Source organism: Isosphaeraceae bacterium EP7, from assembly GCA_038400315.1.
Lineage (GTDB): Bacteria > Planctomycetota > Planctomycetia > Isosphaerales > Isosphaeraceae > EP7.
This window is the reverse complement of sequence record CP151667.1, coordinates 5,955,173-5,978,291: the sequence shown is the minus strand read 5'-3', so window position 1 is coordinate 5,978,291 and position 23,119 is coordinate 5,955,173. Positions and strand designations below refer to the sequence as shown.

The window sequence follows — 23,119 nt, the reverse complement described above, 5'->3', positions numbered from 1 at the left end:
CTCGCTCACTCGCCCCGGCGGGCGGCCTCGGCCATCGCGCGCCACGAGTACGGCTCGGTCGTCCGGGCGAGCACCCTGGGGTAGCCAAGCTCATCCATGAAGGTGTGGACCTCCATCAGGGGCGGGGCATCCTTGGGCCAGTGCTTGAACTCTTCGGGGTGCAGCAGGGTGAACAGCGGGCGGGCCCCCGGCTGACGGGCCAGCAGGCTGGCGTCGGCGAGCTGCCGGAAGGGGTGGCCGGTGGCGAAGGCCAGGTCGGCGCCCCAGCCGTGAGTCACGTAGATCGGGCTCCGAGCGGGCACCCACTGGTCGATTGCCCGGCCCCATGGGCCCTGGCCGGCGCGGTAATTCCACTCGGGAATGACGAAGCCGGCGTAGGAGAGCTTCATCGCCAGGGCCATGAGCATCATGCCGGCCAGGCTGCGCAGGGGGGCGTTCTTCCAGAAACCCATCAGGACCGAGACGAAGGCCCCCGCGCTGACGCAGGCGACCACGATTGCCAGCCCCCGGTAGTACGAGACCGCCAGGCCGAGGTACGTGCCGCCCATCATCGCGATCAGGGCCCAGGTCCAGGCCAGGGCCAACGCGATGATCAGCGACAGACGCCGCATGCGGCGGCCAATGGAGTCGCCGCCGAAGGCGATCCGATCCCAGCAGGCGCCGGCGGCGATGGCCAGTCCGACCAGCGCCGGGATGCGGGCCGAGGAGGCCAGGCCGGGGACCAGGGTGCCGGCGACCAGTGCCGCCGCGGCGGTCTGCATCCAACCGACGACAACCTTCCGACCGGGCTCGGACCACCCCTGGCGGATCGACGGGCGCAGGGCCAGCAGCGCGAACGGCGACCAGGGAAGGGCGGCCAGAAGCAGGCCCGGCGCCATCCACCAGGCGCTTCCCTTGGTCAGTGGCAGTGTCAGGGCCGAGACCCAGGCTCCGGTCGGTGCCGCCGCGATCGCCCAGGCCGACCAGCCAGCGATCGTGGCCGCGACCGGCAGCAAGAATCCGACACCGACCCAGGCTTCGGGCCGGCCGATGACGATTGTGGCCATGAGGACAACCGCGAGCGGGGGCCAGCCGCCGGCCAGGAATGCCAGCCCCGCCCAGGCGCCGGCGACGGCGTCGCAGCGGCGGCCGATGATCCGGTCCAGGGCGAGAACCGTCCCCAGGCCCACGATCATGTCCAGCCCGAAGGCCGTCGACCGATCCATCGCCCCGAGGCAGGAAAACCAGGCGAGGCCGACCAGCAACCCCGCGCGGGGGGACAGGGCGAGGCTGACCCGGCGAGAGGCCATGACCCCGATTGCCAGGGCGGCCAGCGCCGCCGGGCCTCGAACGGCCCATGTGTCGACCGGGCCTTGCCAGAGGGCGGCCCAGAGCTTGCCCAGGATGACCGGAAGGGGCCAGACCCCGGGATCCCAGCCGCCGAAGACCTGGCCCATCGGCCCCAGCCGCTCGGCGGCGGCAATGCCCAGCCGGGCTTCTTCGCGGCCGAGCTGGAACTGCGGCCCCGCCAGCACGAACACGGCAGCAAGCGCCGCCACGGCGGTTGCCTGGGCAAGCGGGCCCGTGGGGAGCCAGGCCGTCTCCGGGTGATCGGCACGAAGCGTCGAGGGCGCCCGCTTGACGAGGGGGGCGGCATCAGTGGACATCGGTCGCCTCCGGCACGCTGGTGGGCAGATTCTTGTCGAGCCGGACGCGGGGCTCGAACAGGTCGCGCCCGGGGTGGTCGTCGACCATGTTGTAAACGTAGCCGGGCAGCCAGCCCTCGCGGTACGTCTGCCGCTCCATCTCGGCCGAGACGTCGTCGATCGTCCAGCCATTGCGCTCGAATCGGTAGAGGGCCACCGACGCTCCGGTCCGGCAGGTTCCCCGGGCGCAATGCACCAGGACCGGCCGACGCGCGGGGTCGTCGACCGCCTTCAGGACCTCGCGGAACTGCTCTTCCTTGCCGAATCCGTCGCCCGGCATGGGGAGGTTGAGGAAGTCGACGCCCATCTTCCGGGCCAGCTCACGCTCGCTGGCAACGTCGCTCCCATGAGTCTGGAAGCTGACGATGGTCTTCAGGCCGTGGCGGCGGATCGCCTCGGCGAGCTGCTCGGTGCGGAGCTGACCGCTGCGGTAGAGCGTCCCCGGGACGACCTCGTCCCAGTGGTCCCAGACCAGGCGGTTCCGCTGCTCCTCGGCCGTGAGCCAACCGACCCCCGCCGCGAGGGCCAGGCTCAGGGCGACGACGGCGGCGATGCGCATCCTCAACATCAAATGGGCTCCGCCCTTGGAGAATGGCCCCGGCGCGTCCATGCCTCGCCATCGAGACCCGGGCGCGCGGCCTCCGGCCCGTCCAACGGTGCCGGCCGCAATGGCGGCGGATGGTAGGAGAGAACCCCAGGTCGGTCAACCCGAAACGCATGCGGAGGTGTCCCCGGAGTGAGCCGGCTTGCCGCTGCTCCGGTCGGCGGGATACGATGCATTGCAATCGGTCGGCCGCGAATTCCGTCGCCGTCGGCCCGCGGAACGTGTCAATCGGGATGAATGCCATGCACGCACGCCCCCTCCGGACCATGGCGGCCGCCGCCGGCCTCGCCCTGTGCCTGGCCTCGACCCTGGTCGTCTCGGCCGCCCAAGGGGAGCCGGCCGCGGCCAAGCCGGTCAAGAAAGACAGCCCAGCGCGGGCAAGATCGAAGGAGGTCTCCTTCAAGACCTCCATCGAGCCCGCCACGGCCAGGGCGGGCGACACGGTGACTTACAAGGTCTCCGCTACGATCAATAACGGCTTTCACATCTTCCGGCAGGCCAAGAAGCAGCCCGGCAATGGCCCGGTCTACACCGAGTTCGACCTGTTCGACCCGGCCGGCCTGGAGGTCGAAGGCGACTGGAGTTCATCGGTCCCGCCCGAGAAGCACAAGCTTGCCGTCTTCGCCAGCCTCCCGTTCGTCGAATATCACGAGTCCGAGGTCGTCTGGTCGGTCAAGCTGAAGGTCCCCGCCGGCACCGAGCCGGGGAAGAAGAGCATCCGCAGCCAGATCTACTATCAGGTCTGCTCCGACAAGACCTGCAGCATCCCCGGCCGCTGGACCCTGGAGGCCGCCGACCTGACCGTCGATGCGGCGGCTTCATCGGCACGGCCGCGCCGGTAGGCCTTTTCGACAACGATCTCCCGTTCGTACCGCCCGCACAGGACGCCGAGCGCACGGCACCCGCCGTATCCGCCGAGGTTCCGGCCCGAAACGCATGCGGAGGTGTCCCCGGAGTGAGCCGGCTTGCCGCTGCTCCGGTCGGCGGGATACGATGCATTGCAATCGGTCGGCCGCGAATTCCGTCGCCGTCGGCCCGCGGAACGTGTCAATCGGGATGAATGCCATGCACGCACGCCCCCTCCGGACCATGGCGGCCGCCGCCGGCCTCGCCCTGTGCCTGGCCTCGACCCTGGTCGTCTCGGCCGCCCAAGGGGAGCCGGCCGCGGCCAAGCCGGTCAAGAAAGACAGCCCAGCGCGGGCAAGATCGAAGGAGGTCTCCTTCAAGACCTCCATCGAGCCCGCCACGGCCAGGGCGGGCGACACGGTGACTTACAAGGTCTCCGCTACGATCAATAACGGCTTTCACATCTTCCGGCAGGCCAAGAAGCAGCCCGGCAATGGCCCGGTCTACACTGAGTTCGACCTGTTCGACACCGCCGGCCTTGAGGTCGACGGCGATTGGAACCCGTCATCGCCTCCCGAGAAGCACAAGCTCGCCGTCTTCCCCAGCCTGCCATTCGTCGAGTACCACGAGGGCGAGGTCGTCTGGTCGGTCAAGCTGAAGGTCCCTGCCGGCACCGAACCCGGCAAGAAGAGCATCGTCAGCCAGATCTACTACCAGGTCTGCTCCGATAAGTTCTGCAGCAGGCCCGGCCAGTGGACCCTGGAGCCCGCCGGCCTGACGGTCGAACCTGGCGGCCTCGCCGCCGGGACTGTCCCGAGAGTCGCCCCGGCCGGCTTTATCGACAATCACCTCGCCTTCGAGCCGCCCGCCCCGGCCCAGCCCGCCGCGTCCGCAGTCGCTCCGAAGGCCGAGAGCGCGGCCGTTGTCGCGTCCGCATCGCCCGTTATTGCATCCGCCGAGGCTTCGGCCCCTAAAGCTGAGACGCCCGCAGTCGCCACGGTCGAGGCCGAGCCCGCGCGACTTCAGACCGACATCGACCGCGAGTTGGAGCGCGGCCTCGGGCCGTTCCTGCTGTTCGCCGCCGCGGGCGGGCTGTTCGCGCTGGCCATGCCTTGCGTCTGGCCGATGATCCCGATCACCGTCAACTTCTTCGTCAAGCAGAGCCAGCGGAACCACAAAAGCGCCGTGGGCCTGGCATTCGCCTACTGCTTCTCGATCATCGGCGTCTTCACACTGGTTGGGGTCTTGTTCGCGTTCGCGTTCGGGGCCTCGTCGCTGTCGGCCCTGGCGAATAACCGCTGGCTGAACCTGGGCGTGGCGACGCTGTTCATCGTCTTCGGACTGAGCCTGCTGGGACTCTTCGAGATTCGTCTGCCCAACTTCCTGGTGAACGCCACCTCGAAAGGGGAAGGAAAGGGTGGCCTGATCGGCGTCATGTTCATGGCCTTGACGCTGACGATCACATCGTTCACCTGCACGTTCCCGGTCGTCGGCGGCCTGCTGGTGATGGCCTCGCGAGGTAGCCTGCTCTACCCGGTGATCGGCCTGGCAACGTTCGCCTCGGTCATCGCTTTGCCGTTCTTCATTCTGGCACTGGCGCCCGGGCTGCTCTCGAAGGTTCCCAAGAGCGGCAACTGGATGAACTCGGTGAAGGTCGTCGGCGGCCTGGTCGAGATCGGCGCAGCCCTAAAGTTCCTGAATGCCGCGGAGGTCGCCTCGGTCGTTCCGGCCGATGCCTTCTTCAACGCGGCGGTCGTGCTGACCGCCTGGATCGTCCTGTCGGCCGTCTGCGGCCTCTACCTGCTGGGCCTGTTCAAGACCGACCATGACTACGGCGACGAAGGGGTTGGCCCCGGTCGGATCGTGCTGGGCGTCGTCTTCCTGTCGCTCTCGCTCTACTTCAGCCCGGCCCTCTTCGGCAACCCGCCCAAGGGACGGCTCTGGTACATGCTGGTCGGCCTGCTACCCGCCGATGCCGGAGAGCTGGGGGCCCGACCGATCCTGGCCGCCGGCGGCCCTGCGGGGGAAGCGGTCACGGCCACAGCCACCAGCACCGATCCCGAGGTGGCCGTCACCCAGGAGAAGGTCTTCCACGGCGTGTCATGGGGCATGAGCTACGAGGCCGCACTGGAGCAGGCCAAGGTCAGCGGCAAGCCGGTCCTCATCGACTTCACCGGGGTCAATTGTGCCAACTGCCGCCAGATGGAGCAGGAGGTCTTCGTCAAGCCGGAGGTCATCGAGTTGCTTGGCAAATTCGTCCCGGTCCAGCTCTACACCGACTTCGTGCCAATCAAGTCGATCAGCGCAGAGGACCGCGACAAGTTGGGCAGGCAGAACCTCGACCGCGAGATCGACATGACCGACAAGGCGGATAACCCGCAATACGTCGTCATACGCCCCGACGGCAAGGCCGTCTCGGTCCTCGGCGGATATGTCTCCCCGGCCGAGTTCGTCAGCTTCCTGAAGGGCTCGCTCGAAAAGGCAACCGGAGGCACGGCCGTGGCCAGCGCCGGGGAATAATCCCCGGCGCCATGCCGCTTGGCGTCGTGCTCAGGCCCAGGCGACCGTCCGGTCCCCTTCGACCACGTCGCCGATGACCCAGGCGGGCACCTTCGCCTCTTCGCGGAGGTGCCTGGCGATGGCTTCGGCGTAATACTCGGCCACGATCAGGGTCAGGCCGATGCCCATGTTGAAGACCCGGAACATCTCCTCGTCAGGTACGTTCCCCAGCGTCTGAAGCCAGGGGAAGACCGGCGGAACGTCCCAGGTGCGGGTCAGCTTCAGGGACATCCCCTCGGGCAAGATGCGCGGGGGGTTCTCGATCAGGCCGCCGCCGGTGATATGCGCGATCCCGTGGACGATGCGCTTGACCCGGTAGTGCCGGCTGATGGTCTTCAGGGCGCGGGTGTAGATGCGCGTCGGGGTGAGGAACTCGTCGGCCACCGTCTTGCCTAACTCGGGCACGAACGAGTCGGGGCCCAGGCCGGCGTGGTCCATGGCGATCTTCCTCGCCAGGCTGTATCCGTTGGAATGCAGGCCGCTGGAGGCCAGGCCGATGACTTTGTCGCCGGGCCGCACGTCGCGGCCGTCGAGCACCTGCTTGCGCTCGACGACGCCGAGGCAGAAGCCGGCCAGGTCATATTCGCCGGGCTTGTAGAAGTCGGGCAGGATGGCCGTCTCGCCCCCCAGCAGGGCACATTCGGCCTCGATGCAGCCGTCGCTGATCCCCTTGACGATCGCAGTCGTCAGCTTGGGGTCGTCCTTGCTCATCGCCACGTAGTCGAGGAAGAGCAGGGGCTCAGCCCCGGCGCAGAGGCAGTCGTTCACCGACATGGCGACCAGGTCGATGCCCACCGTCTCGTGCCGGCCGGTGGCAAACGCCAGCTTGAGCTTGGTGCCCACGCCATCGGTCGACGCCACGAGCACGGGGTCTCGATAGGTCCGGCTCAGCAGGCGGATATTATCGTCCAGGCGGAAGAGGCCGGCGAAGCCGTCCTTCCACTCCATGACGCGCGGGCCATAGGTCCGGCGCATCAGGGGGGGCAGGGCGGCCATCGTCTGCTCGTAGGCGTCGAGGTCGACGCCGGCCGCCTTATAATCGATCGGCTGGGTCATGGACGGGGATCCGCGGGGACAGGCCTTGGCGTTGCGGCGATCCGGTCGAGGCCGCCCTCTCGTCGATCTTCGACCCGTGAGTGTACCCCGCCGACACGCCGATCCCAACCTCTTCTTCGCCGGCTCCACTGATCTTCGACGCCCGTTTCCCCGTACTGGTGATGACGCGGACGGCGACTTGATCGGCCGGGGGGTTTCGGTTTAGGCTGGAAGCATCCCCGAAAATGGCCGGAGGGTCGGCTGGACCCACCAGACCGGCCCCCCACCGCCGCGTCGGATCGTCCGACACCCTCCCCTCCGAACAGGAGCCTGCTCCCAATGCTGCGAAAGTGGTCCGTTCTCGCCGCGATGATGGCCCCGATGGCGGCCCTGACGGTCGGACTCGCGTGGGCCGACGACGACGCCTCGCCCCTCCATAAGATGATGGAAACCGTCAACAAGAAGAACAACGAGATTAGCAAGGGGGTCCGCTCCCCGGTCAACTTCAAGAAGGCCCAGGCCGACGTCGTCAAGGCCGCCAAGGAACTCTCCAAGCTCGGCAAGGAGTTCCGCGACGACAAGACGTCGGTGGCCAAGTCCAAGGAGCCCGGCGCCACCCAGGAGAAGTGGGTCGCCCTGATGGACGACTTCGTCAAGGTCTCCGACAAGCTGGCCGAGGTCTCCGAGAAGGAAGGCCAGGCTCAGGCCAAGGAAGCCCACACCGCCGTCAAGAAGAGCTGCAGCGAGTGCCATAAGGTCTTCCGCGTCGACGAGTGAGCTTCGAGGCAACACGCCCGAGACTCGCCGGTCCACACAAGGCCCTGCTGGCGGCGCGAGACCCGAAGGTCACGCGCCGCCAGCAGGGCTCTTTCATTGGTCAGCCCGTCAGGGACGGCGCCAACTCCTCGCAGCGGTCGCAATGGCCGCACGAGTCGGACTCCACGTCGTCCTTGCCGAAGTAGTTGACCAGATAGTCCCACCGGCACGACTTCAGCGAGGCGTAGTCGCGCATCCGCTGCTGCTTCAGGCGATCCAACTCGTCGCGTTCCCGGAACGAGTCGGCGACTCGCCTCAGGGTGGCATGCGAGATGTCGGGTTGCACCAGACTCAGCACGTCCCCCGACTGCGTCACGATCCCCTTGGCCTTGAACAGGTTGAGGATCACCTTCAGCCGGCCCTTGCCCACCGGGCTGATGGCGGTCCAATGCTCGAAGGTCGGCGGCTCGGGCTTCTCGGCCGCCCTGGACAGGGCGTGGAAGGCGTTGACCAGGTCGTCGCCAGAGGGGTACTTCCCCCCCTGAAAGAAGGCGTGAAGCTTGGAATCCTTGGCCGGATCGAACAGCAGCACGCACCTCGCCCGCTCGCCGTCGCGGCCTGCCCGTCCGGCCTCCTGGTAGTAGGCCTCCAGGTTCGAGGGCAGGTGGTGGTGCAGCACGAAGCGGATATCGGGCTTGTCGATGCCCAGGCCGAACGCGTTGGTCGCGACCATCGCCTTGACCTCGCCTCGCATGAACCGATCCTGATTCTCGGTCCTTACCGACGGCTTCAGACGACCATGATAGGCGGCCACCGAGATGCCCCTGGCCTCGATCGCCTCGGTCAGCTCGTTGACCGCCTTGATGGTCGACGTGTAGACGATGCCCGTGCCGTCGGCCTGTTCCAGGAGGTCGATCAGTTCCTGCTCCTTGGCCGCCTCGCCGGCGACATGCCGGGCCTCCAGCACGAGGTTGGGCCGATAGAAGCCGGTGTGCACCACCTCGGCGTCGGGGATGCGTAGCAGGCGCTTGATGTCCTCGACCACGTCCTCGGTCGCCGTGGCGGTGAGCGCCAGCACGGGAGGCCGTCCCAGTTCGTCAATGGCCTCGCCGAGGGCCAGGAACTCGGGCCGGAAGTCGTGCCCCCACTGGCTGGCGCAGTGGGCCTCGTCGACCACGAATAGGTCGATCTTGATCCCCCCGAGCAGGTCGCGGAACTCGCGGGTCGCCAGCCGCTCCGGGGTGGTGTAGACGAATTCGACCTTGCCGGAGGCGACTGCCGCGAGGGCTTCGCGTTCCTGGTCGATGCCGAGCGTGCTGTTGATGGCCACGACCGAGATGCCGCGGGCCGCGAGGTTGTCGGCCTGGTCTTTCATCAGGGCGATGAGGGGGCTGACGACGACGGTCGTCCCCTCCAGGGCCAGCGCTGGGAGCTGGAAGCAGAGGCTCTTGCCAGAGCCCGTGGGCATGATGACGACCGTGTCACGCCCGTCGATGGCCGCCCTTACGACGCGTTCCTGGCCGGGTCGAAATCGGTTGAAGCCGAAGTGATCTCTGAGTTTATGGACCAGGTTTTCGTTCGTCATCGTGCCGGTATCCGCCGCGTCGAGAGGACCTCCCGCGCCTTCGACTGACCACGTCGGTCGCCGCGGTGCGGGGGCGCTCGCCTCACCTTGCAACAACCGGGCCTCCGGCGGCTCGACTCGCCGTGGCGGCCCCGTCACGGCCCCTTCAATAGTTGGCCCCGCTCTTCCTGACGTGGACGAAGGGATCTGCGCCAGTGTCGATGAGGCGTCCACCGACGAGCTCGGCCAGGAAGACCCGGTGGTCGCCCGAGTCCATCGAGCCCGTCACCCGGCAGTCGAGATACGCCATCGCGTCGGCCAGCACCGGGCCGGCGGCCCCGGGCGTCTCGATCAGTTCGAGTCCTTCGAAGGCGTCGTCGGTGGGATTGAATCCGCGCGAGAAGTGCTTCAGCAACGACTTTCGCCCGGAGGCCACCTGATTGAGCGTGAAGCCCCCGGCCTCGGCGACCCAGTCCGCAAAGAATCGCTGGCGGGCGACTGCCACCGTCAGCGTCGGCGGCTCGAAGCCGGCCTGCTGCACCCAGCTTGCGAGCATCCCGGCTCGTTGCTCGCCGCGCGCGACCGTGGCGATGTAGAGCCCGCTGGGCAGTCGTCCCAGGGCGCGGAGGATGTCGTCGGTCGAGTCTTGGGGCAATTTGGCCTCCTCATAAGCGACGTTGAACGCTCGATGGCCACGCCCGGCGCGGCCGATTGCCTATTGTACGCGGGGGCTTGCCCGCGGACGACACGCCGGGGATTGCCCGCCCGCTGCGGTTTGGATAATCTTGACTCCGCGGCAATCCCTTTCGCTCCGCCGAGATCCTCCTCGCCCGCCTGTCCAACCCCGTCAGGCTGCCCACCCTGGACCTTCTTCCCGGCGATCGTCACCCAATATCAACACCATGAGCGACCGACGCCCGCCGGCCCACCCTGCGCGCGACGACTGACGAGGCGAACGAGCGATATGTCCAAGTTGTCCGCGATCCCGAAGCTGTCTCACATGGAGTATCGGGTCGTCGAGCCCCTCGGAACGGGCGCCGGCAGCACGGTCCTGCTCATCGCCGACAAGACCCGGGGCGGGGCCAAGTTCGCCCTCAAGGTGGTCAACCGCCAGGATGCCGACGACGACGTCTACATCGCCCAGGCGATCACCGAATATGAGGTCGCCCAGCGGCTCCACCATCCCAATATCATCAAGATTTTCGACTGCCGCCGGAAGAAGCGCTGGTTCCGCCTGTCCAAGGTCGAGCTGCTGATGGAGTACATCGACGGCAAGCCGCTGGATGAGGTCGAGATGCCCGAGATGGGCCAGCTCGTGCTGATCTTCAACAAGGTGGCCTCGGCCCTGGTGCACATGCACCGCAGGGGGGTCTACCACGGCGACATGAAGCCGTCGAACATCATGCTGAGCAAGGCCGGAGGGGTGAAGCTGATCGACTTCGGCACCGCCTGGATCAAGGGCGAGGTAAAGGGACGCATCCAGGGGACGCCGCAGTACATGGCCCCCGAGCAGCCGACGGAGAAGATCGTCGACGCCAAGACCGACATCTATAATTTCGGCGCCACCATGTACCGGATGTTCACCGGCCGCTACGCCAACCTGGGCGGGCCCCCCACCGAGGGGAGCAAGTACAAGCCGGCCCCGCCGATCCAGATCAACCCGAACATCGCCGGCACGCTCAACGAGACGATCCTCGCCTGCCTCCAGCTCAACCGCGGGAGGCGGCCGGCGGGGATGTTTGAAGTGCAGCATCAGCTCGCCGCGGTGGCCAAATATCTCGGCCTCGAAGGCGAGGAGCCCAGGGGTAGCGCCGACGACGACGAGTGAGCCCGCCCGGCCTCGGCCATTCAAGCCGGCTTGCGGCGCCCCCGCGCGTCGGTCTACCATGGTCCCCGCCGACCCGGCCGGATGGAGCCAGTTCGCACCCGCCCGCCAAGCAAGGAGCCCATGCAGTACAATCCCGCGAATCCGCTCATCGTGCAGGGCGACCGGACGGTCCTTCTGGAGGTCGACAATCCCCTCTACGCCGAGGCCCGCGACGCCCTCGCCCCGTTCGCCGAGCTAGAGAAGAGCCCCGAGCACATTCACACCTATCGGCTCACCCCGCTCTCGCTCTGGAACGCGGCGGCCGCGGGCATGACCGACGAGGCCATGATCGAGGCCCTCTCCACCTACAGCAAGTTCCCACTCCCCCCAAACCTCGCCGTCGACCTCCGCGAGCTGGTCGGCCGATACGGCCGGATCCGCCTGGAACGCGTCGACGGCCAGCTCCAGCTCGTCTCCACCGACCTGACCCTGCTCGAAGAGCTGGCCCGCCGCAAGAACGTGCGCGACTACCTGGGCGAGCGGATTGACGAGACTCGGTTCGCCATCGACGACGCCCACCGCGGCATTATCAAGCAGGCGCTCATCTCCGTCGGCTACCCGGCCGAGGACCTCGCCGGCTACACCGAGGGGGCCAGCCTGGCGGTCGCCCTGCGCGACATCAGCCGCTCAGGCCACGCCTTCCAGGTCCGCGACTACCAGCGTAACGCCGTGGCCGCCTTCCACGCCGGCGGCGACGTGCGCGGCGGGTCCGGCGTGGTCGTCCTCCCCTGCGGCGCCGGCAAGACCATCGTCGGCATCGCCGCCCTGGTGGCGCTCTGCAAGAACACGCTCGTCCTGACGACCAGCACCACTTCCGTCGAGCAGTGGCGGCGCGAGATCCTGGACAAGACCGACCTCGACGACGCCTCGGTGGCCACCTACACCGGCGAGAGCAAGGCCATCGCCCCGGTGACCCTGGCCACCTACCAGATCGTGACCTTCCGGCCCAAGAAGGACGGCGAGTTCCCCCACTTCTCGCTGTTCAGCCAGCGCGACTGGGGCTTGATCATCTATGACGAGGTGCACCTCCTGCCCGCCCCCGTCTTCCGGATCACCGCCGACATCCAGGCCCGCCGCCGACTCGGACTGACCGCGACCCTGGTGCGCGAAGACAACCGCGAAGAGGACGTCTTCAGCCTCATCGGTCCCAAGAAGTACGACGTTCCCTGGCGCGTGCTCGAGCAGAAGGGCTGGATCGCCGAGGCCCACTGCCACGAGATCCGACTCGGCCTGCCCGACGGGACCGGGCGCCTGGAATACGCCGTCGCCGAGTGGCGCGACAAGTTCCGGATCGCCAGCGAGAACCCGGTCAAGGACGACATCGTCGAGCACCTGCTGAAGCGCCACGACGGGCCCGACGATCGCGTCCTGGTCATCGGTCAGTACATCAAGCAGCTCAGGCGCATCTCCGACCGGTTCGAAATCCCGCTCATCACCGGTCAGACCGGCAACGCCGAGCGCGAGCTGCTCTATGGCCAGTTCCGCCGCGGCGAGATCCGCCGCCTGGTCCTGTCCAAGGTCGGCAACTTCGCCATCGACCTGCCCGATGCCAACGTCATGGTGCAGGTCTCCGGCACCTTCGGCAGTCGACAGGAAGAGGCCCAGCGCCTCGGCCGAATCCTCCGCCCTAAGGGCGATGCCGAGACCGCCTCGTTCTACACTCTCGTCACGCGAGACACTCGCGAGATGGATTTCGCCCATCACCGCCAGCTCTTCCTCACCGAGCAGGGTTACAGCTACGAGATCCACGACGAATCCGACGTCGCCGACGGGGCCAACGGCCACGGCGACCTCGGGGCGAATGGCAGCGGTCATGGCGAAGTCAAAAGCGAAGGAGAGACCGAGGACCGACGCGTCTCCCTCCCGGAATGATGCCGAGGCCGACGTCTCGACCATGACACACGACCTCGGAGAGCCGGCCGATGGCCCCCCCCTTGCTCCGCATCGCCGTGAAGCTGCACAAGCAGGTCAGCCTGATTCGCACCTCGGAGCCGATGGTCGCCGAGGAAATCCTCGCGCGCAAGTCCCTCGCCCGGATGATCGTCGGCCGGCTCTCCGAGACCGTCCTGCTCGTCCGGCCCGAGGACGAAGATTCCATCCTGGACGAGCTGAGGCGGCTGGGCCACACCCCCAGGATCGTCCGCTGATCGGCGGGCGACACGCGGCGGGATCGACGACGAGCGACCGACACGACCGACGGCGGCAAGGCACATGAGCGGACCCCAGCGCGACGAACCGGCCCTTGGGGCCGCCCCGACTCCGGCCGAGCCGCCGATGATCGCCTTCCGGTCGGCCCTGCGCCGCTACCCCGCACGGCTTCTCATCGGCGTGCTCCAGAAGATCGGCGTGGAGCCCCTGCCGGGCAACGCCATCGTGGCGCAGCTCGACCTCCTGATCGAGTCGCTCGACACCCCCGAGATCCTGCGTCCTCTGGTCGACGGGCTCGACCACGGGCCCAGACTGGCTCTGTCTCTGATCGCGCTCGGCGAGGAGCCACGCTGGCCCTTCGCGGGGCTCTCGCACGCGCTGGCCGCCCTCGGGGTTAAACCTCGCGAGACGATCCGGACGCTGGTCGAGCGCGGCCTGCTCGCCGCGATGGTGGGCCAGGACGCTCCGCCGATCGACGACCTCGGCGGCCTGATCGAGGGCACGTCGACCGCCACGCTTAGCCTTCGGGCCCATCCCGGGGCGCTGGCACTGGCCCGCACCATCTTGCCCGAGCCCGCCCTGCCCGCCGGAATTAACCGGGTCCGCCAGGTTCGAGAAACCGACGCCCTGGAACCGATCCTCCGGCTCGCGGCGCTCTGGCAGCGCATGGAAGAGGCCCCGCTGCGGCAGACACAGCAGGGTATGCTTTACAAGCGCGACCGTGAGCGGGTCGAGGACGACCCGACCCTGGCCGGCCCCATCGCCGACGCCCTGGAACCTCTGCCCGACATGGCCCCGCTCTGGCTGACGCTGGCCCTGGCCACGGGCCTGGCCGAGCGCGATGCCGCAGGCGAGCGGATCTCGGCCGCGAAGCCCGAGTTCTGGGACGACAACGCGTTCCACCTCAGCCAGATGGTCGCCACCCGCTGGCTCGCCCTCCGAGACTGGAGCGAGCTGGCCGGCCGCAAGTCCGACGAGGCTCCGCTCGAGCCTGCGAGCCCTTACCTCCGGATCTCTCTCCTGCTCTGGTTGGCCACCGTGCCCGAAGGGGACTGGGTCGCCCTGGACGATCTGAGCACGCAGCTCGGGCGCATCTACCCCACCTGGGACCGCGCCCTGCTAGTCGAGCCCCCCGCGCCGCTGCTGACGCTCCCCCCTGCGCGGGTCACCGGCAAGTACTCCAAGGCCAACAAGGCGGCCGCCGGGCCCGCCGTCGTCGCGGCGCCCGTCGAGCGCGAGACCGTCGAGGTGGGTACTCTGGAGGCCGTCCTGCTGGGCGCCGCCTACCAGTTCGGCCTGCTCCGCGCCGCGGAGGAAGAGGAAACGGGCCGGCGGGTCGTGCAGCTTTCCGCCCTGGGCCGCTACGTCCTGGCGCTGGGGCCGCCGCCGGAAGGCCGGGCGGTGTTCGAGCATTTCCTGTACGTGCAGCCCAACTTCGAGATCATCGCCTATCGCCAGGGGCTGACCCCGGGCCTGATCGGCCGGCTCAGCCGGTTCCTGCTCTGGACCCGCGTCGGCGCGGCCCTGGAGCTGAAGCTCACGCCCGAGAGCGTCTATCGAGGCCTGGAAGGGGGGCTCGCCCCCGACTCGATGGTCCGCGAGATGGCCGAGCACAGCCAGCGCGCCCTGCCCCCCGGAGTGGCCGACTCCGTCCGCACCTGGTCGGTACGCCGCGACAAGGTCACTTACCACGCGGCCACCACGCTCATCGAGTTCGCCACCGTCGACGACCTGGACGCGGCGCTCGGGCTCTGGGAGGCCGAGGGCCGCAAGGCCCCCGCCCGGGTGGCCGAGCGGATGCTTCTCGTCGAGGACGAGACCACCATCCCCTTCCAGCGATTCCGGATGGCCGGCTCCCGCGACTATCGCAGGCCCCCCGAGTCGTGCGTTGAGGTCGCTGGCGACGGCGTGACGCTCACGCTCGACCTGGCCCGATCCGATCTGCTCATCGACGCCGAACTCGCCCGGTTCGCCGACGAGATTCCCGCAGACCCACCTAGCCCCGGCAGCGGCACCGGTTTGCGGCGTCGGTTCGTCGTCTCCAGAAAATCGCTCGCCCGCGCCGTGGAGCAGGGGGCCACGCCTCAGGCCCTGGCACGCTGGTTCTCCGATCGCACCGGCGGCGAGGTCCCCGCCTCAATCCGGCTCTTGCTTCACGCGGCCAACCCCGAGCCGGGCGCCCTGAGCACCTCTCGTCCGCTGATCTTGCGGACACGCTCGTCCGAGCTGCTCGACGGCCTGGCCCAGCATCCGAGCACCGCTCCGCTGCTGGGCGAACGCCTCGGACCCACCGCCGTCGAGGTCGCCGAGCCGCTGATCGAGTCCCTCTACGCCGCGCTCTCCGCCATCGGACTTACACTCGAAGCGTCGCCCGAAGATAGCCTGTCAGCTCAGGGCGACGACCCGTCGGGATCGCGGCAGCCTCGCGCCTCGGGCCGGACGCGTAGCTCGTCCTGAGGCGTTCGGCCTCTCTCCCGCTGAGTCCAACGTCCCGCACGTCCCGCCCCATCCCTCGGCGCCGGGCTGCAGATTCGCGCCTGTCCTTCGCAAAAAGGGCTCGATTCCCCATCTTGTTCCGTCCTCGACTATTCCCGCCTACTAAACCAATCAAGAATACTGCGTTGGTTTAATGGATTGTTGCGAAGGGTGTTATGGCAATTTTGGAAAATACTTGATAATCCTGATCGGGATTGGCGATAAAACTCTTGACGCGTGGCACGAGGTTGTTAAGAATGCATCCGACATCGCCACGGTTGCCCCTTGATTTCCTGTTCGATGACGTGGCGATGCGCCGGTCCGTTCCTCATCCGTCGTCAATGGTCGAGGTAAACATGTCGGAACAACTCGCCATCTCCGGACGCGACGAGGCCAGAGTTGCGTCGCGTGGCCCGTCCCGCGACGTCGAAATCGATCGGATCCGCGCCGCCGTCAAGGGGATCCGCTTCGGCGAGGTCCGCGTGATCATTCAGGACGGTCTCGTCGTCCAGATCGAGCGGATCGAAAAAGAACGTCTTCGCTGAGACGTGAGATGCGGGCCCAAGGCCCGCCCCGCCGACTCGAACACGAGAGGCGCCCGATCTCCACCGACGCCAGCCGACCGGAACCTCCGGAGGCCGCGGCGTGTCAGTCGAGATTTCCCATGCAAACGCCTGCCCGCCTCGGACGGCCCATGCTGTCCTCCGCCCTCGCCAGCAAACCCTCGGCTGCGACTCACACCCACTGCCGACGCGGCTTCACGCTCATCGAGCTTTTGGTGGTCATCTCGATCATCGCCGTGCTCATTGCCCTCTTGCTCCCCGCCGTGCAGAGCGCCCGCGAGGCGGCCAGGCGTGCCCAGTGCACGAACAACCTGAAGCAGATCGGGCTGGCGATGCACAACTATCACAGTGCATTCGACACGTTCCCCCCCGGTGCCCTGTTCGGCCGCAGGGCCGACCTGACAACGGGCAACAACCGCGACTTCTCGGCCCACGTCCGCCTGCTGGGCTTCTCCGAGCAGACGGCCTTGTACAACGCGGCCAACTTCTCGCTGGCCGCGTTCAACGACAACGCCTACGGCAACTGGGTCAATTCGACGACCACCACGACCCGGCTGGCCCTGATGCTCTGCCCTTCGTCGCCCCCGCCGTCGTGGAATCACCAGGGCTCCGGCTCGTTGTTGAACAGCTTGCGTGCCCCGGGCGGAAATTACTTCGCCTCGCTCGGCTCGTCGATGGAATTCGCCGGCGAGCAGAGCGGCGGCCCGCCCAATGGCATCTTCGAGTATGTCGGGAACAAAGGCCGGACCCACGGCATCGCCGAGGTGACCGACGGCACCAGCAATACCATCGCGTTCGGCGAGTGGCGCACCGGCAGCGGCAGCTCCAGCATCGTCACCATCCCGACCGACATCGTCTTCATTGGCACCTTCCCGGCCGGCACGAAGCGCAACGACGGCACGTTGGTCATGCCCAAGCTCGCGGACTCGTTCCTCCAGTGGATCTCGCAGTGCGGTGCCGCGGCGAAGGACAAGACGGGCACCTACGGCAAGTCCAATACACTCGGCCAGAACTGGTCGCTGGGCCTCGTCGGCTACTCGATGGGCAATACCCTTCTGGGTCCGAATCCCAAGTATCCCAACTGCTCGGTCAATGGCACGGGCACGCTTCAGAGCCCGGGCGTCTTTGGCCTTTCCAGCCTCCACCCAGGCGGGGCCAATATCGTGCTGGCCGACGGCTCGGTCCGGTTCCTCAAGGACTCGGTCAGCCTCCCCACGATCTGGGCACTCGGCTCTCGCGCCGGCGGCGAGATCGTCTCCGCCGACGCCTGGTGAGCTGGACCATTTCCCCGCGTCCGCGACGTCCGTCCCGCCCCGAGCGCAACGCCGGGGGCAGGGCCGTCGCGGGTGTCGTACCGACCTGTGCTCAAGGGAGCCGACGATGGTCCGCATCTTGAAGAACGCACTTCCGACTCGATACGCAGCAGTCGCGCTCCTGGCCCTCGTCGGCTGCGGAGGAGAGCTGGAAGGCCCCCCTCGTGAGGCGATCTCCGGCAAGGTGACCCTCGACGGTCAGCCGCTGAAGAAGGGCCTGATCACGTTCACGCCCTCCGCCGGCGGCTCCGACCTGGTCGTCAGCGGCCTCGTGATCGACGGCGAGTACACGCTCCCCCGCGCCGAGGGCCCCTCGCACGGCCCACACCGGGTCGACATCTGGTCGAAAGAGGCGACCGGCAAGACGATCCCCGACCGCAACGACCCGGAGAACCCCATGGTCGTCACCCGCGAGATCATCCCGCCGCAATACAACGTCAAGTCTCGCCTGGCCGCCGAGGTCAAGCCCGGGGACGCCAACCACTTCGAGTTCGACCTGACCCGTTCCAAAGTCGCCATGAAGTCAGCCCGCTGATCTCACCCGAACTTTCCCCGGCATCGCCGCCTCGCAGGGCGTCGAGCCTCCCCTCCGCCCCGAGCGGCGTTTGCCGGACACCGGCCCGTGCAGTCCCAAGGACGAAAGCCCATGACACTCCGCCCGCGATGGAAACTTCTCGCCCCCGCATGGCTCGCCCTGGGCGCCTGCGCGGCGACCGCCGCCGAACCCGCCAAGGCCCCCGATCCGGCCTCCGTCGAGTTCTTCGAGAAGAAGATCCGGCCGATCCTCGTCTCCAACTGCTACACCTGCCACTCGGCCGACACCAATTCCAAGGGGGGCCTGCGTGTCGACGACCGCAACGGCCTGGTCGACGGCGGCAACAGCGGCCCGGCCGTCCTCCCCGGCAACCCCGAGGAAAGCCTGCTGCTCCAGGCCGTCCTGCACGAGGACGGCGCCCCCAAGATGCCGCCCAAGAGCAAGCTGACCGAACAGGAGCTTGCCGACCTGACCCAGTGGATCAAGGACGGAGCTGCCTGGCCCGAAGTTCCCGTCGCCGCCGTCTCGGCGACCATATCCAAGCCCAATGAAAAGTATAACGAACTGAAGAAGAACCACTGGGCCTGGCAGCCCTTGAAACCTCCGGCGCAGGCACCTGCCGTGGTCGACGGCTCGTGGCCCGTCGATACCATCGACAGGTTCATCCTCGCCAGGCTCGAGAAGGACGGTCTGGCACCGGTGGGCGACGCCGACAAGGCGACTCTCCTCCGTCGGCTCAGCTTCGACCTCGGTGGCCTGCCGCCGACCCCCGACGAGCTCGCCGCGTTCGTCGCCGATGCGTCGCCCAACGCCTATGAGAAGGCCGTCGATCGGCTGCTCGCCTCGCCCGCCTTCGGCGAGCGCTGGGGCCGGCACTGGCTTGACGTCGCACGCTATGCCGAGTCATCGGGCGCCTCGCGGAACCTGCCGTTCCCGCACGCCTGGCGCTATCGAGACTACGTGATCGACGCCCTGAACAAGGACAAGCCCTACGACCGCTTCCTCCGCGAGCAGGTTGCCGGCGACCTCCTCCCGGCGAACAACGACGCGGAGCGATCTGAGAACCTGGTGGCAACCGGCTTCCTCGCCCTGGGGGTGAAGGACGTCAACCAGCGCTTCAAGGTCCGCTACGTGATGGACAACATCGACGAGCAGATCGACACCGTCACCCGCGCCGTGCTGGGCGTCACCGCCAGCTGCGCCCGCTGCCACGACCACAAGTTCGACCCCGTCCCGCAAAAGGACTACTACGCACTGGCCGGCATCTTCAAGAGCACCGACCTCTGCGCCGGGCTGCGTAACAAGATGGGCGGCGGTGGGCTCGACTACTACGACACCGCCATGCTCATCGTCGACCAGAAGGGCGGGGTCAAGGTTGATACCGTCGCACTCGAAAAGAAGGTCGTCGAGGCCAAGAAGGCGCACGCTGAGGCCAAGAAGGCCTTCGAGATCCTCCGCGATGATCCCAAGGGTGCCGAGCCCGGCCCCGATGGCCGGCCCAAGCGGCAGGTCGCCCGCCAGAAGATGAACCGGGCCCAGGCCGCCATCGTCGCCCTGAGCGACCCAGTCGCCACCGGTGCCAAGGTCATCCAGGGCGTCCGCGACGCCAAGGCCGTCGGCGACACCGAGCTGCGTATTCGCGGCGAGGCCGAGAAGCTCGGCCCGGCCGTCCCCCGAGGCTTCCTCACCCTGCTCGAGCTGCCCGACCAGGCCCCCGTGAACCCCGCCCAGAGCGGCCGGCTGGAGCTGGCCAACTGGCTCGCCTCGCCCGCCAACCCGCTCACGTCCAGGGTCATGGCCAACCGCGTCTGGCAGCACCTGATCGGCCGAGGGATCGTCTCCAGCGTCGATAACTTCGGCGTGAAGGGCGACGTCCCCACCCACCCCGAGCTGCTCGACCACCTGGCCGATCGCTTCATCCAGGGGAAATGGTCGGTCAAGTCACTCGTCCGCACCGTCGTCCTGACTCGCACCTATCGGCTCAGCGCCGAGGCCAGTTCGACCAACGAGGCGATTGACCCCGCCAACCGGCTCGTCTGGCGGCACGCCCCCCGGCGGCTCGACGCCGAGGAGATTCGCGACGCGACCCTGGCCGCCTCCGGTGCACTCGCGGCCAGCCGGCCCGACGGCTCGTTTGGCGCGACCTTCAAGGTCTCCGAGCTGCGTAACAACGGCCCCGAGGCCCGCAAGCTCCAGGACCAGGCTCGCGGCAGCCTGCACCGCAGCGTCTACCTTCCTTTGCTCCGTGGCCTGACGCCGACCTCGCTGGACGTCTTCGACTTCGCCGAGCAGGGGATGGTCACCGGCAGCCGGTCGACCACCACCGTCGCTCCCCAGGCGCTCTACCTGCTCAACGACCCATTCGTGCGTAAAAACTCGGTCGCCTTCGCCGAGACCCTGCTGGCCAGGGCCGACCTCGACGACGACGCCAGGATCCGCGACGTCTACCTGAAGACGCTCGGCCGGGCCCCGTCCGCCGCCGAGTCCGACCGGGCCAAGGGGTACCTCGCCGAGTTCGAACAGGCCGCCGCGGCCGAGCCCGAACCTCAGCCCCAGCCCACCCCCGAGGTGAAGCCGGCCAAGCCTGTCGTCGTCGCCAAGGCGGAGGATGCCGCCGGGGCCAAGGCCAAGCCGACTCCGATCATCGACCCCGACCAGCTCGTGCCCGAGGAGGCACCCGTCGTCGAGGAGATCATCAAGGCCAAGTCCCCCAAGGCCGCCGCTCTGGCAAGCTTCTGCCAGGCCCTCTTCGGCTCGGCCGAGTTCCGCTACATCAAGTAATCGAATTGCCCCGATGATTCAGGGCGGCATGCCCGACAGGTCTGGTCATGCCGCCCATCGCATCTTTCCCACACATCCACACGCCAGCAGCGAGGCAAACGTCATGTCCCAGCCGTCCAATCCAGGCCCGATCGGCGGCCCGATCACCCGCAGGCAGGCACTCCGCAGCGTCAGCGCCGGATTCGGCTATTTGGCCCTGGCTGACATCCTCGGCCAGTCGGCCCCGAAGATGGCGAGAGCCGCCGAGGTCGCCTCGACCGTCTCGACCTCGCCGCACCTCGGGCCGCTCGCCCCTCGCATCCCCCACTTCCCGGCGAAGGCCAAGCGGGTGATCTTCCTGTTCATGCAGGGCGCCGTCAGCCAGATGGACACGTTCGAGTACAAGGCGCAGCTCCAGAAGGACGACGGCAAGGTCGGGCCCGGCGGCGGCACGCTCACCGGCTCCAAGTTCAAGTTCAAGCAGCACGGCCAGACCGGCACCTGGATGTCCGAGCTGTATCCCAACCTGGCCACCCAGGTCGACAAGTTCTGCTTCGTCCGCGGCCTGCACACCGACACCCCGGCCCACCCCGAGGCCGTCATCCAGCTTCACACCGGCGCCGCGCTCGCCTCGCTGACGCGGCCGTCGATGGGCTCCTGGCTGATGTACGGGCTGGGTTCCGAGAACCAGGACCTGCCCGGCTACATCACCATCAACCCGTCGCCCAACTTCGGCGGCGCGACGAATTACGGCTCCGCGTTCCTGCCCGCCCATTTCCAGGGCACGCGCATCAGCGATTCGGGCTATGTGCCCAATCTCAGGGCCACCTCGGCTAACCGGATCCAGCGCAAGCAGATCGACCTCGTCCAGGCGATGAACCGCGAGCTGGGCGCCACCCCCGGCGCCCCCGACCAGCTCGACGGCATCATCGAGTCGTATGAGCTCGCCTTCAAGATGCAGGGCAAGGTGCCCGAGCTGCTCGACATCTCCAAGGAACCCGAGCACGTCCGCGAGGCCTACGGCGTGAAGGATGGCCCCGCCGGTAGCTTCGCCCGCCAGTGCCTCATGGCCCGCAGGCTCAGCGAGGCCGGCGTCCGGTTCGTCGAGATCTGCCACCCGGGCTGGGACCAGCACACCAACCTGCACCAAGGGCTCATCCGCAACTGCGCCGCCACCGACCAGCCGACCGCCGCGCTGCTGGCCGACCTCGACCAGCGCGGGATGCTCGACGACACGCTCGTCATCTTCGGCAGCGAGTTCGGCCGCCTCCCCACCGCGCAGGGGCCCGACGGCCGCGACCACAACATCACCGGCTACCCGATGATCCTCGCCGGCGCCGGCGTCAAGAAGGGCTTCTCCTACGGGGCCACCGACGAATATGGCCAGGCCGCCGTCGAGGGCCGCATGCACATGAACGACCTGCACGCGACTCTGCTCGCGCTGATGGGCCTCGATCACGAACGCCTGACCTACCGCTACGCTGGTCGAGACTTCCGCCTCACCGACGTCGCCGGCCAGGTCGTCAGTGAGATCTTCGCCTGATCCGCCGAGCCTCGTCTCCATCGCGAGGGGAAGCACCCGAGCACAAGGCCGCCCGACGTCCCTCCGTGGGATGTCGGGCGGCCTTCGTTCATCCGGCCTTCGAACGCATCGGCCTTCAAGTCTCTCGCGATCAGACGCCGACGTAGCCCAGATCCTGGGAAGGACTCGCCGGACGCGAGGCGGCCCGCTTGCGCAAGGCGGCCTTGGCCGAATCGGCCATGGTGACCAGCGCCGCCCCCATCATGATCGCGTCCTTGACCACGAGCCGGCCCGCGCCCGTGAGCAGCGGGAAGCCGTGCTCGGAGGTGCCGAGGTCGGGAACCCAGCACTCAGGCGTCGTGATAAGGAACGACAGGGTCACGACCGACATGACCGCCACAAGGAAGCTCCCCAGGGCCGACACCCCCGGGAGCCACGGGTGCACCGCGATCATGATCCCATAAGCGACGATCACGGACCCGAGCCCATAGGCGAAGAGGTAGGTCCCGTTTTGCTGATGCCAGGCCTGGTTGGCGGGCACCAGGGCGCCCTCGCGGTTCATGTGCGACTTGTATTCCCCGGCGGGCTGCCGATAGAAGAAGCTCATGAACGGGCTATTGGCCACGAACGGCACGATCCCCTCGCCCTCGTAGTTGAAGATCTTGAGGCCGCCGATCCAGACCAGTACCACCACGAGCCCGATCCGTGTGACCGTGATGCCCGCCCGGTCCGCCCGCGCAGCCGTCTCCAACAGCCTCTCGACGATGCTCATCAACCGACTCTCCATGGGTTCGCAAATCGAAGGATTCAACGATTGTACGGCATGGCCAGAATCGAGGCGATCTGCACTCGTTCGGCCATCAGCTCGCCGAGATCCATCCTTCGCG

The 23,119-nt window shown here is 67.7% G+C and carries 18 protein-coding genes; 12 read left to right on the top strand and 6 right to left on the bottom strand.

Annotated features, from left to right (window positions below; translation table 11 throughout):
* Positions 1–5 precede the first annotated feature (5 nt).
* Positions 6–1,646 (bottom strand): hypothetical protein, encoded by a 1,641-nt coding sequence (locus tag EP7_RS23595; protein ID WP_463524637.1) that lies wholly within the window; start codon positions 1,644–1,646, stop codon positions 6–8.
* Positions 1,636–2,253 carry a protein tyrosine phosphatase family protein gene (locus EP7_RS23590; protein WP_463524636.1) on the bottom strand — a complete coding sequence of 206 codons (618 nt, stop codon included), beginning with the start codon at positions 2,251–2,253 and terminating at the stop codon, positions 1,636–1,638. Before EP7_RS23590 ends, EP7_RS23595 begins: the two co-directional genes overlap by 11 nt.
* 278 nt (positions 2,254–2,531) lie before the next feature.
* Between EP7_RS23590 and EP7_RS23585 the strand changes: the two genes are divergently transcribed.
* Positions 2,532–3,131, top strand: coding sequence for a hypothetical protein (locus EP7_RS23585; protein WP_463524634.1), 600 nt, complete (start codon positions 2,532–2,534; stop codon positions 3,129–3,131).
* A 223-nt stretch (positions 3,132–3,354) separates the two neighbouring features.
* Positions 3,355–5,655, top strand: a complete 2,301-nt coding sequence (locus tag EP7_RS23580; protein ID WP_463524633.1) for a protein-disulfide reductase DsbD family protein — start codon at positions 3,355–3,357, stop codon at positions 5,653–5,655.
* Positions 5,656–5,685: 30 nt separating this feature from the next.
* On the opposite strand, the gene purM is transcribed toward EP7_RS23580, so the two are convergent.
* Positions 5,686–6,750 (bottom strand): phosphoribosylformylglycinamidine cyclo-ligase, encoded by a 1,065-nt coding sequence (gene purM / locus EP7_RS23575; protein WP_463524632.1) that lies wholly within the window; start codon positions 6,748–6,750, stop codon positions 5,686–5,688.
* Between the two features lie 318 nt (positions 6,751–7,068).
* On the opposite strand from purM, the gene EP7_RS23570 reads away from it, so the two are divergent.
* Positions 7,069–7,506 carry a cytochrome c gene (locus EP7_RS23570; RefSeq protein WP_463524630.1) on the top strand — a complete coding sequence of 146 codons (438 nt, stop codon included), beginning with the start codon at positions 7,069–7,071 and terminating at the stop codon, positions 7,504–7,506.
* Between the two features lie 100 nt (positions 7,507–7,606).
* Here the strand turns inward: EP7_RS23570 and EP7_RS23565 are convergent, their stop codons facing one another.
* Together EP7_RS23565 and EP7_RS23560 are read right to left on the bottom strand one after the other, a co-directional pair.
* Entirely contained in the window at positions 7,607–9,070 is a 1,464-nt protein-coding gene (locus EP7_RS23565) for a RecQ family ATP-dependent DNA helicase (protein ID WP_463524628.1), read from the bottom strand.
* A gap of 145 nt (positions 9,071–9,215) precedes the next feature.
* On the bottom strand, positions 9,216–9,704 hold the full coding sequence (locus EP7_RS23560) for a flavin reductase family protein (protein WP_463524626.1): 489 nt from the start codon (positions 9,702–9,704) through the stop codon (positions 9,216–9,218).
* A 309-nt stretch (positions 9,705–10,013) separates the two neighbouring features.
* On the opposite strand from EP7_RS23560, the gene EP7_RS23555 reads away from it, so the two are divergent.
* The 9 genes from EP7_RS23555 to EP7_RS23515 all read left to right on the top strand — a co-directional run bounded on the left by EP7_RS23555 (position 10,014) and on the right by EP7_RS23515 (position 22,253).
* The gene (locus tag EP7_RS23555; RefSeq protein WP_463524625.1) at positions 10,014–10,877 is read left to right on the top strand and encodes a serine/threonine protein kinase; all 864 of its coding nucleotides are present in this window, start codon (positions 10,014–10,016) and stop codon (positions 10,875–10,877) included.
* Between the two features lie 120 nt (positions 10,878–10,997).
* Positions 10,998–12,788 carry a DNA repair helicase XPB gene (locus tag EP7_RS23550; RefSeq protein WP_463524623.1) on the top strand — a complete coding sequence of 597 codons (1,791 nt, stop codon included), beginning with the start codon at positions 10,998–11,000 and terminating at the stop codon, positions 12,786–12,788.
* A gap of 50 nt (positions 12,789–12,838) precedes the next feature.
* Entirely contained in the window at positions 12,839–13,063 is a 225-nt protein-coding gene (locus EP7_RS23545; RefSeq protein ID WP_463524621.1) for a hypothetical protein, read from the top strand.
* A gap of 64 nt (positions 13,064–13,127) precedes the next feature.
* The gene (locus EP7_RS23540) at positions 13,128–15,521 is read left to right on the top strand and encodes a helicase-associated domain-containing protein (protein ID WP_463524620.1); all 2,394 of its coding nucleotides are present in this window, start codon (positions 13,128–13,130) and stop codon (positions 15,519–15,521) included.
* Between the two features lie 275 nt (positions 15,522–15,796).
* The gene (locus EP7_RS23535; RefSeq protein ID WP_463524619.1) at positions 15,797–16,084 is read left to right on the top strand and encodes a YezD family protein; all 288 of its coding nucleotides are present in this window, start codon (positions 15,797–15,799) and stop codon (positions 16,082–16,084) included.
* A 119-nt stretch (positions 16,085–16,203) separates the two neighbouring features.
* Positions 16,204–17,376: a DUF1559 family PulG-like putative transporter gene (locus tag EP7_RS23530; RefSeq protein ID WP_463524618.1), complete on the top strand. Its 1,173-nt coding sequence runs from the start codon at positions 16,204–16,206 to the stop codon at positions 17,374–17,376.
* Positions 17,377–17,482: 106 nt separating this feature from the next.
* Complete coding sequence (locus tag EP7_RS23525; protein ID WP_463524617.1) at positions 17,483–17,950, top strand: hypothetical protein; 468 nt, start codon at positions 17,483–17,485, stop codon at positions 17,948–17,950.
* A gap of 111 nt (positions 17,951–18,061) precedes the next feature.
* Complete coding sequence (locus tag EP7_RS23520; protein ID WP_463524615.1) at positions 18,062–20,731, top strand: PSD1 and planctomycete cytochrome C domain-containing protein; 2,670 nt, start codon at positions 18,062–18,064, stop codon at positions 20,729–20,731.
* Between the two features lie 103 nt (positions 20,732–20,834).
* Complete coding sequence (locus tag EP7_RS23515) at positions 20,835–22,253, top strand: DUF1501 domain-containing protein (protein ID WP_463524614.1); 1,419 nt, start codon at positions 20,835–20,837, stop codon at positions 22,251–22,253.
* Positions 22,254–22,383: 130 nt separating this feature from the next.
* On the opposite strand, the gene EP7_RS23510 is transcribed toward EP7_RS23515, so the two are convergent.
* Entirely contained in the window at positions 22,384–23,004 is a 621-nt protein-coding gene (locus EP7_RS23510) for a DUF417 family protein (protein WP_463524613.1), read from the bottom strand.
* Positions 23,005–23,119: the final 115 nt, after the last annotated feature.

Bases quoted from the DNA above. Each gene is read 5' to 3' on its own strand.
- EP7_RS23595 (WP_463524637.1), bottom strand. From the start codon at position 1,646: ATGTCCACTGATGCCGCCCCCCTCGTCAAGCGGGCGCCCTCGACGCTT.
- EP7_RS23590 (WP_463524636.1), bottom strand. From the start codon at position 2,253: ATGTTGAGGATGCGCATCGCCGCCGTCGTCGCCCTGAGCCTGGCCCTC.
- EP7_RS23585 (WP_463524634.1), top strand. From the start codon at position 2,532: ATGCACGCACGCCCCCTCCGGACCATGGCGGCCGCCGCCGGCCTCGCC.
- EP7_RS23580 (WP_463524633.1), top strand. From the start codon at position 3,355: ATGCACGCACGCCCCCTCCGGACCATGGCGGCCGCCGCCGGCCTCGCC.
- purM (WP_463524632.1), bottom strand. From the start codon at position 6,750: ATGACCCAGCCGATCGATTATAAGGCGGCCGGCGTCGACCTCGACGCC.
- EP7_RS23570 (WP_463524630.1), top strand. From the start codon at position 7,069: ATGCTGCGAAAGTGGTCCGTTCTCGCCGCGATGATGGCCCCGATGGCG.
- EP7_RS23565 (WP_463524628.1), bottom strand. From the start codon at position 9,070: ATGACGAACGAAAACCTGGTCCATAAACTCAGAGATCACTTCGGCTTC.
- EP7_RS23555 (WP_463524625.1), top strand. From the start codon at position 10,014: ATGTCCAAGTTGTCCGCGATCCCGAAGCTGTCTCACATGGAGTATCGG.
- EP7_RS23550 (WP_463524623.1), top strand. From the start codon at position 10,998: ATGCAGTACAATCCCGCGAATCCGCTCATCGTGCAGGGCGACCGGACG.
- EP7_RS23545 (WP_463524621.1), top strand. From the start codon at position 12,839: ATGGCCCCCCCCTTGCTCCGCATCGCCGTGAAGCTGCACAAGCAGGTC.
- EP7_RS23540 (WP_463524620.1), top strand. From the start codon at position 13,128: ATGAGCGGACCCCAGCGCGACGAACCGGCCCTTGGGGCCGCCCCGACT.
- EP7_RS23535 (WP_463524619.1), top strand. From the start codon at position 15,797: ATGCATCCGACATCGCCACGGTTGCCCCTTGATTTCCTGTTCGATGAC.
- EP7_RS23530 (WP_463524618.1), top strand. From the start codon at position 16,204: ATGCAAACGCCTGCCCGCCTCGGACGGCCCATGCTGTCCTCCGCCCTC.
- EP7_RS23525 (WP_463524617.1), top strand. From the start codon at position 17,483: ATGGTCCGCATCTTGAAGAACGCACTTCCGACTCGATACGCAGCAGTC.
- EP7_RS23520 (WP_463524615.1), top strand. From the start codon at position 18,062: ATGACACTCCGCCCGCGATGGAAACTTCTCGCCCCCGCATGGCTCGCC.
- EP7_RS23515 (WP_463524614.1), top strand. From the start codon at position 20,835: ATGTCCCAGCCGTCCAATCCAGGCCCGATCGGCGGCCCGATCACCCGC.
- EP7_RS23510 (WP_463524613.1), bottom strand. From the start codon at position 23,004: ATGAGCATCGTCGAGAGGCTGTTGGAGACGGCTGCGCGGGCGGACCGG.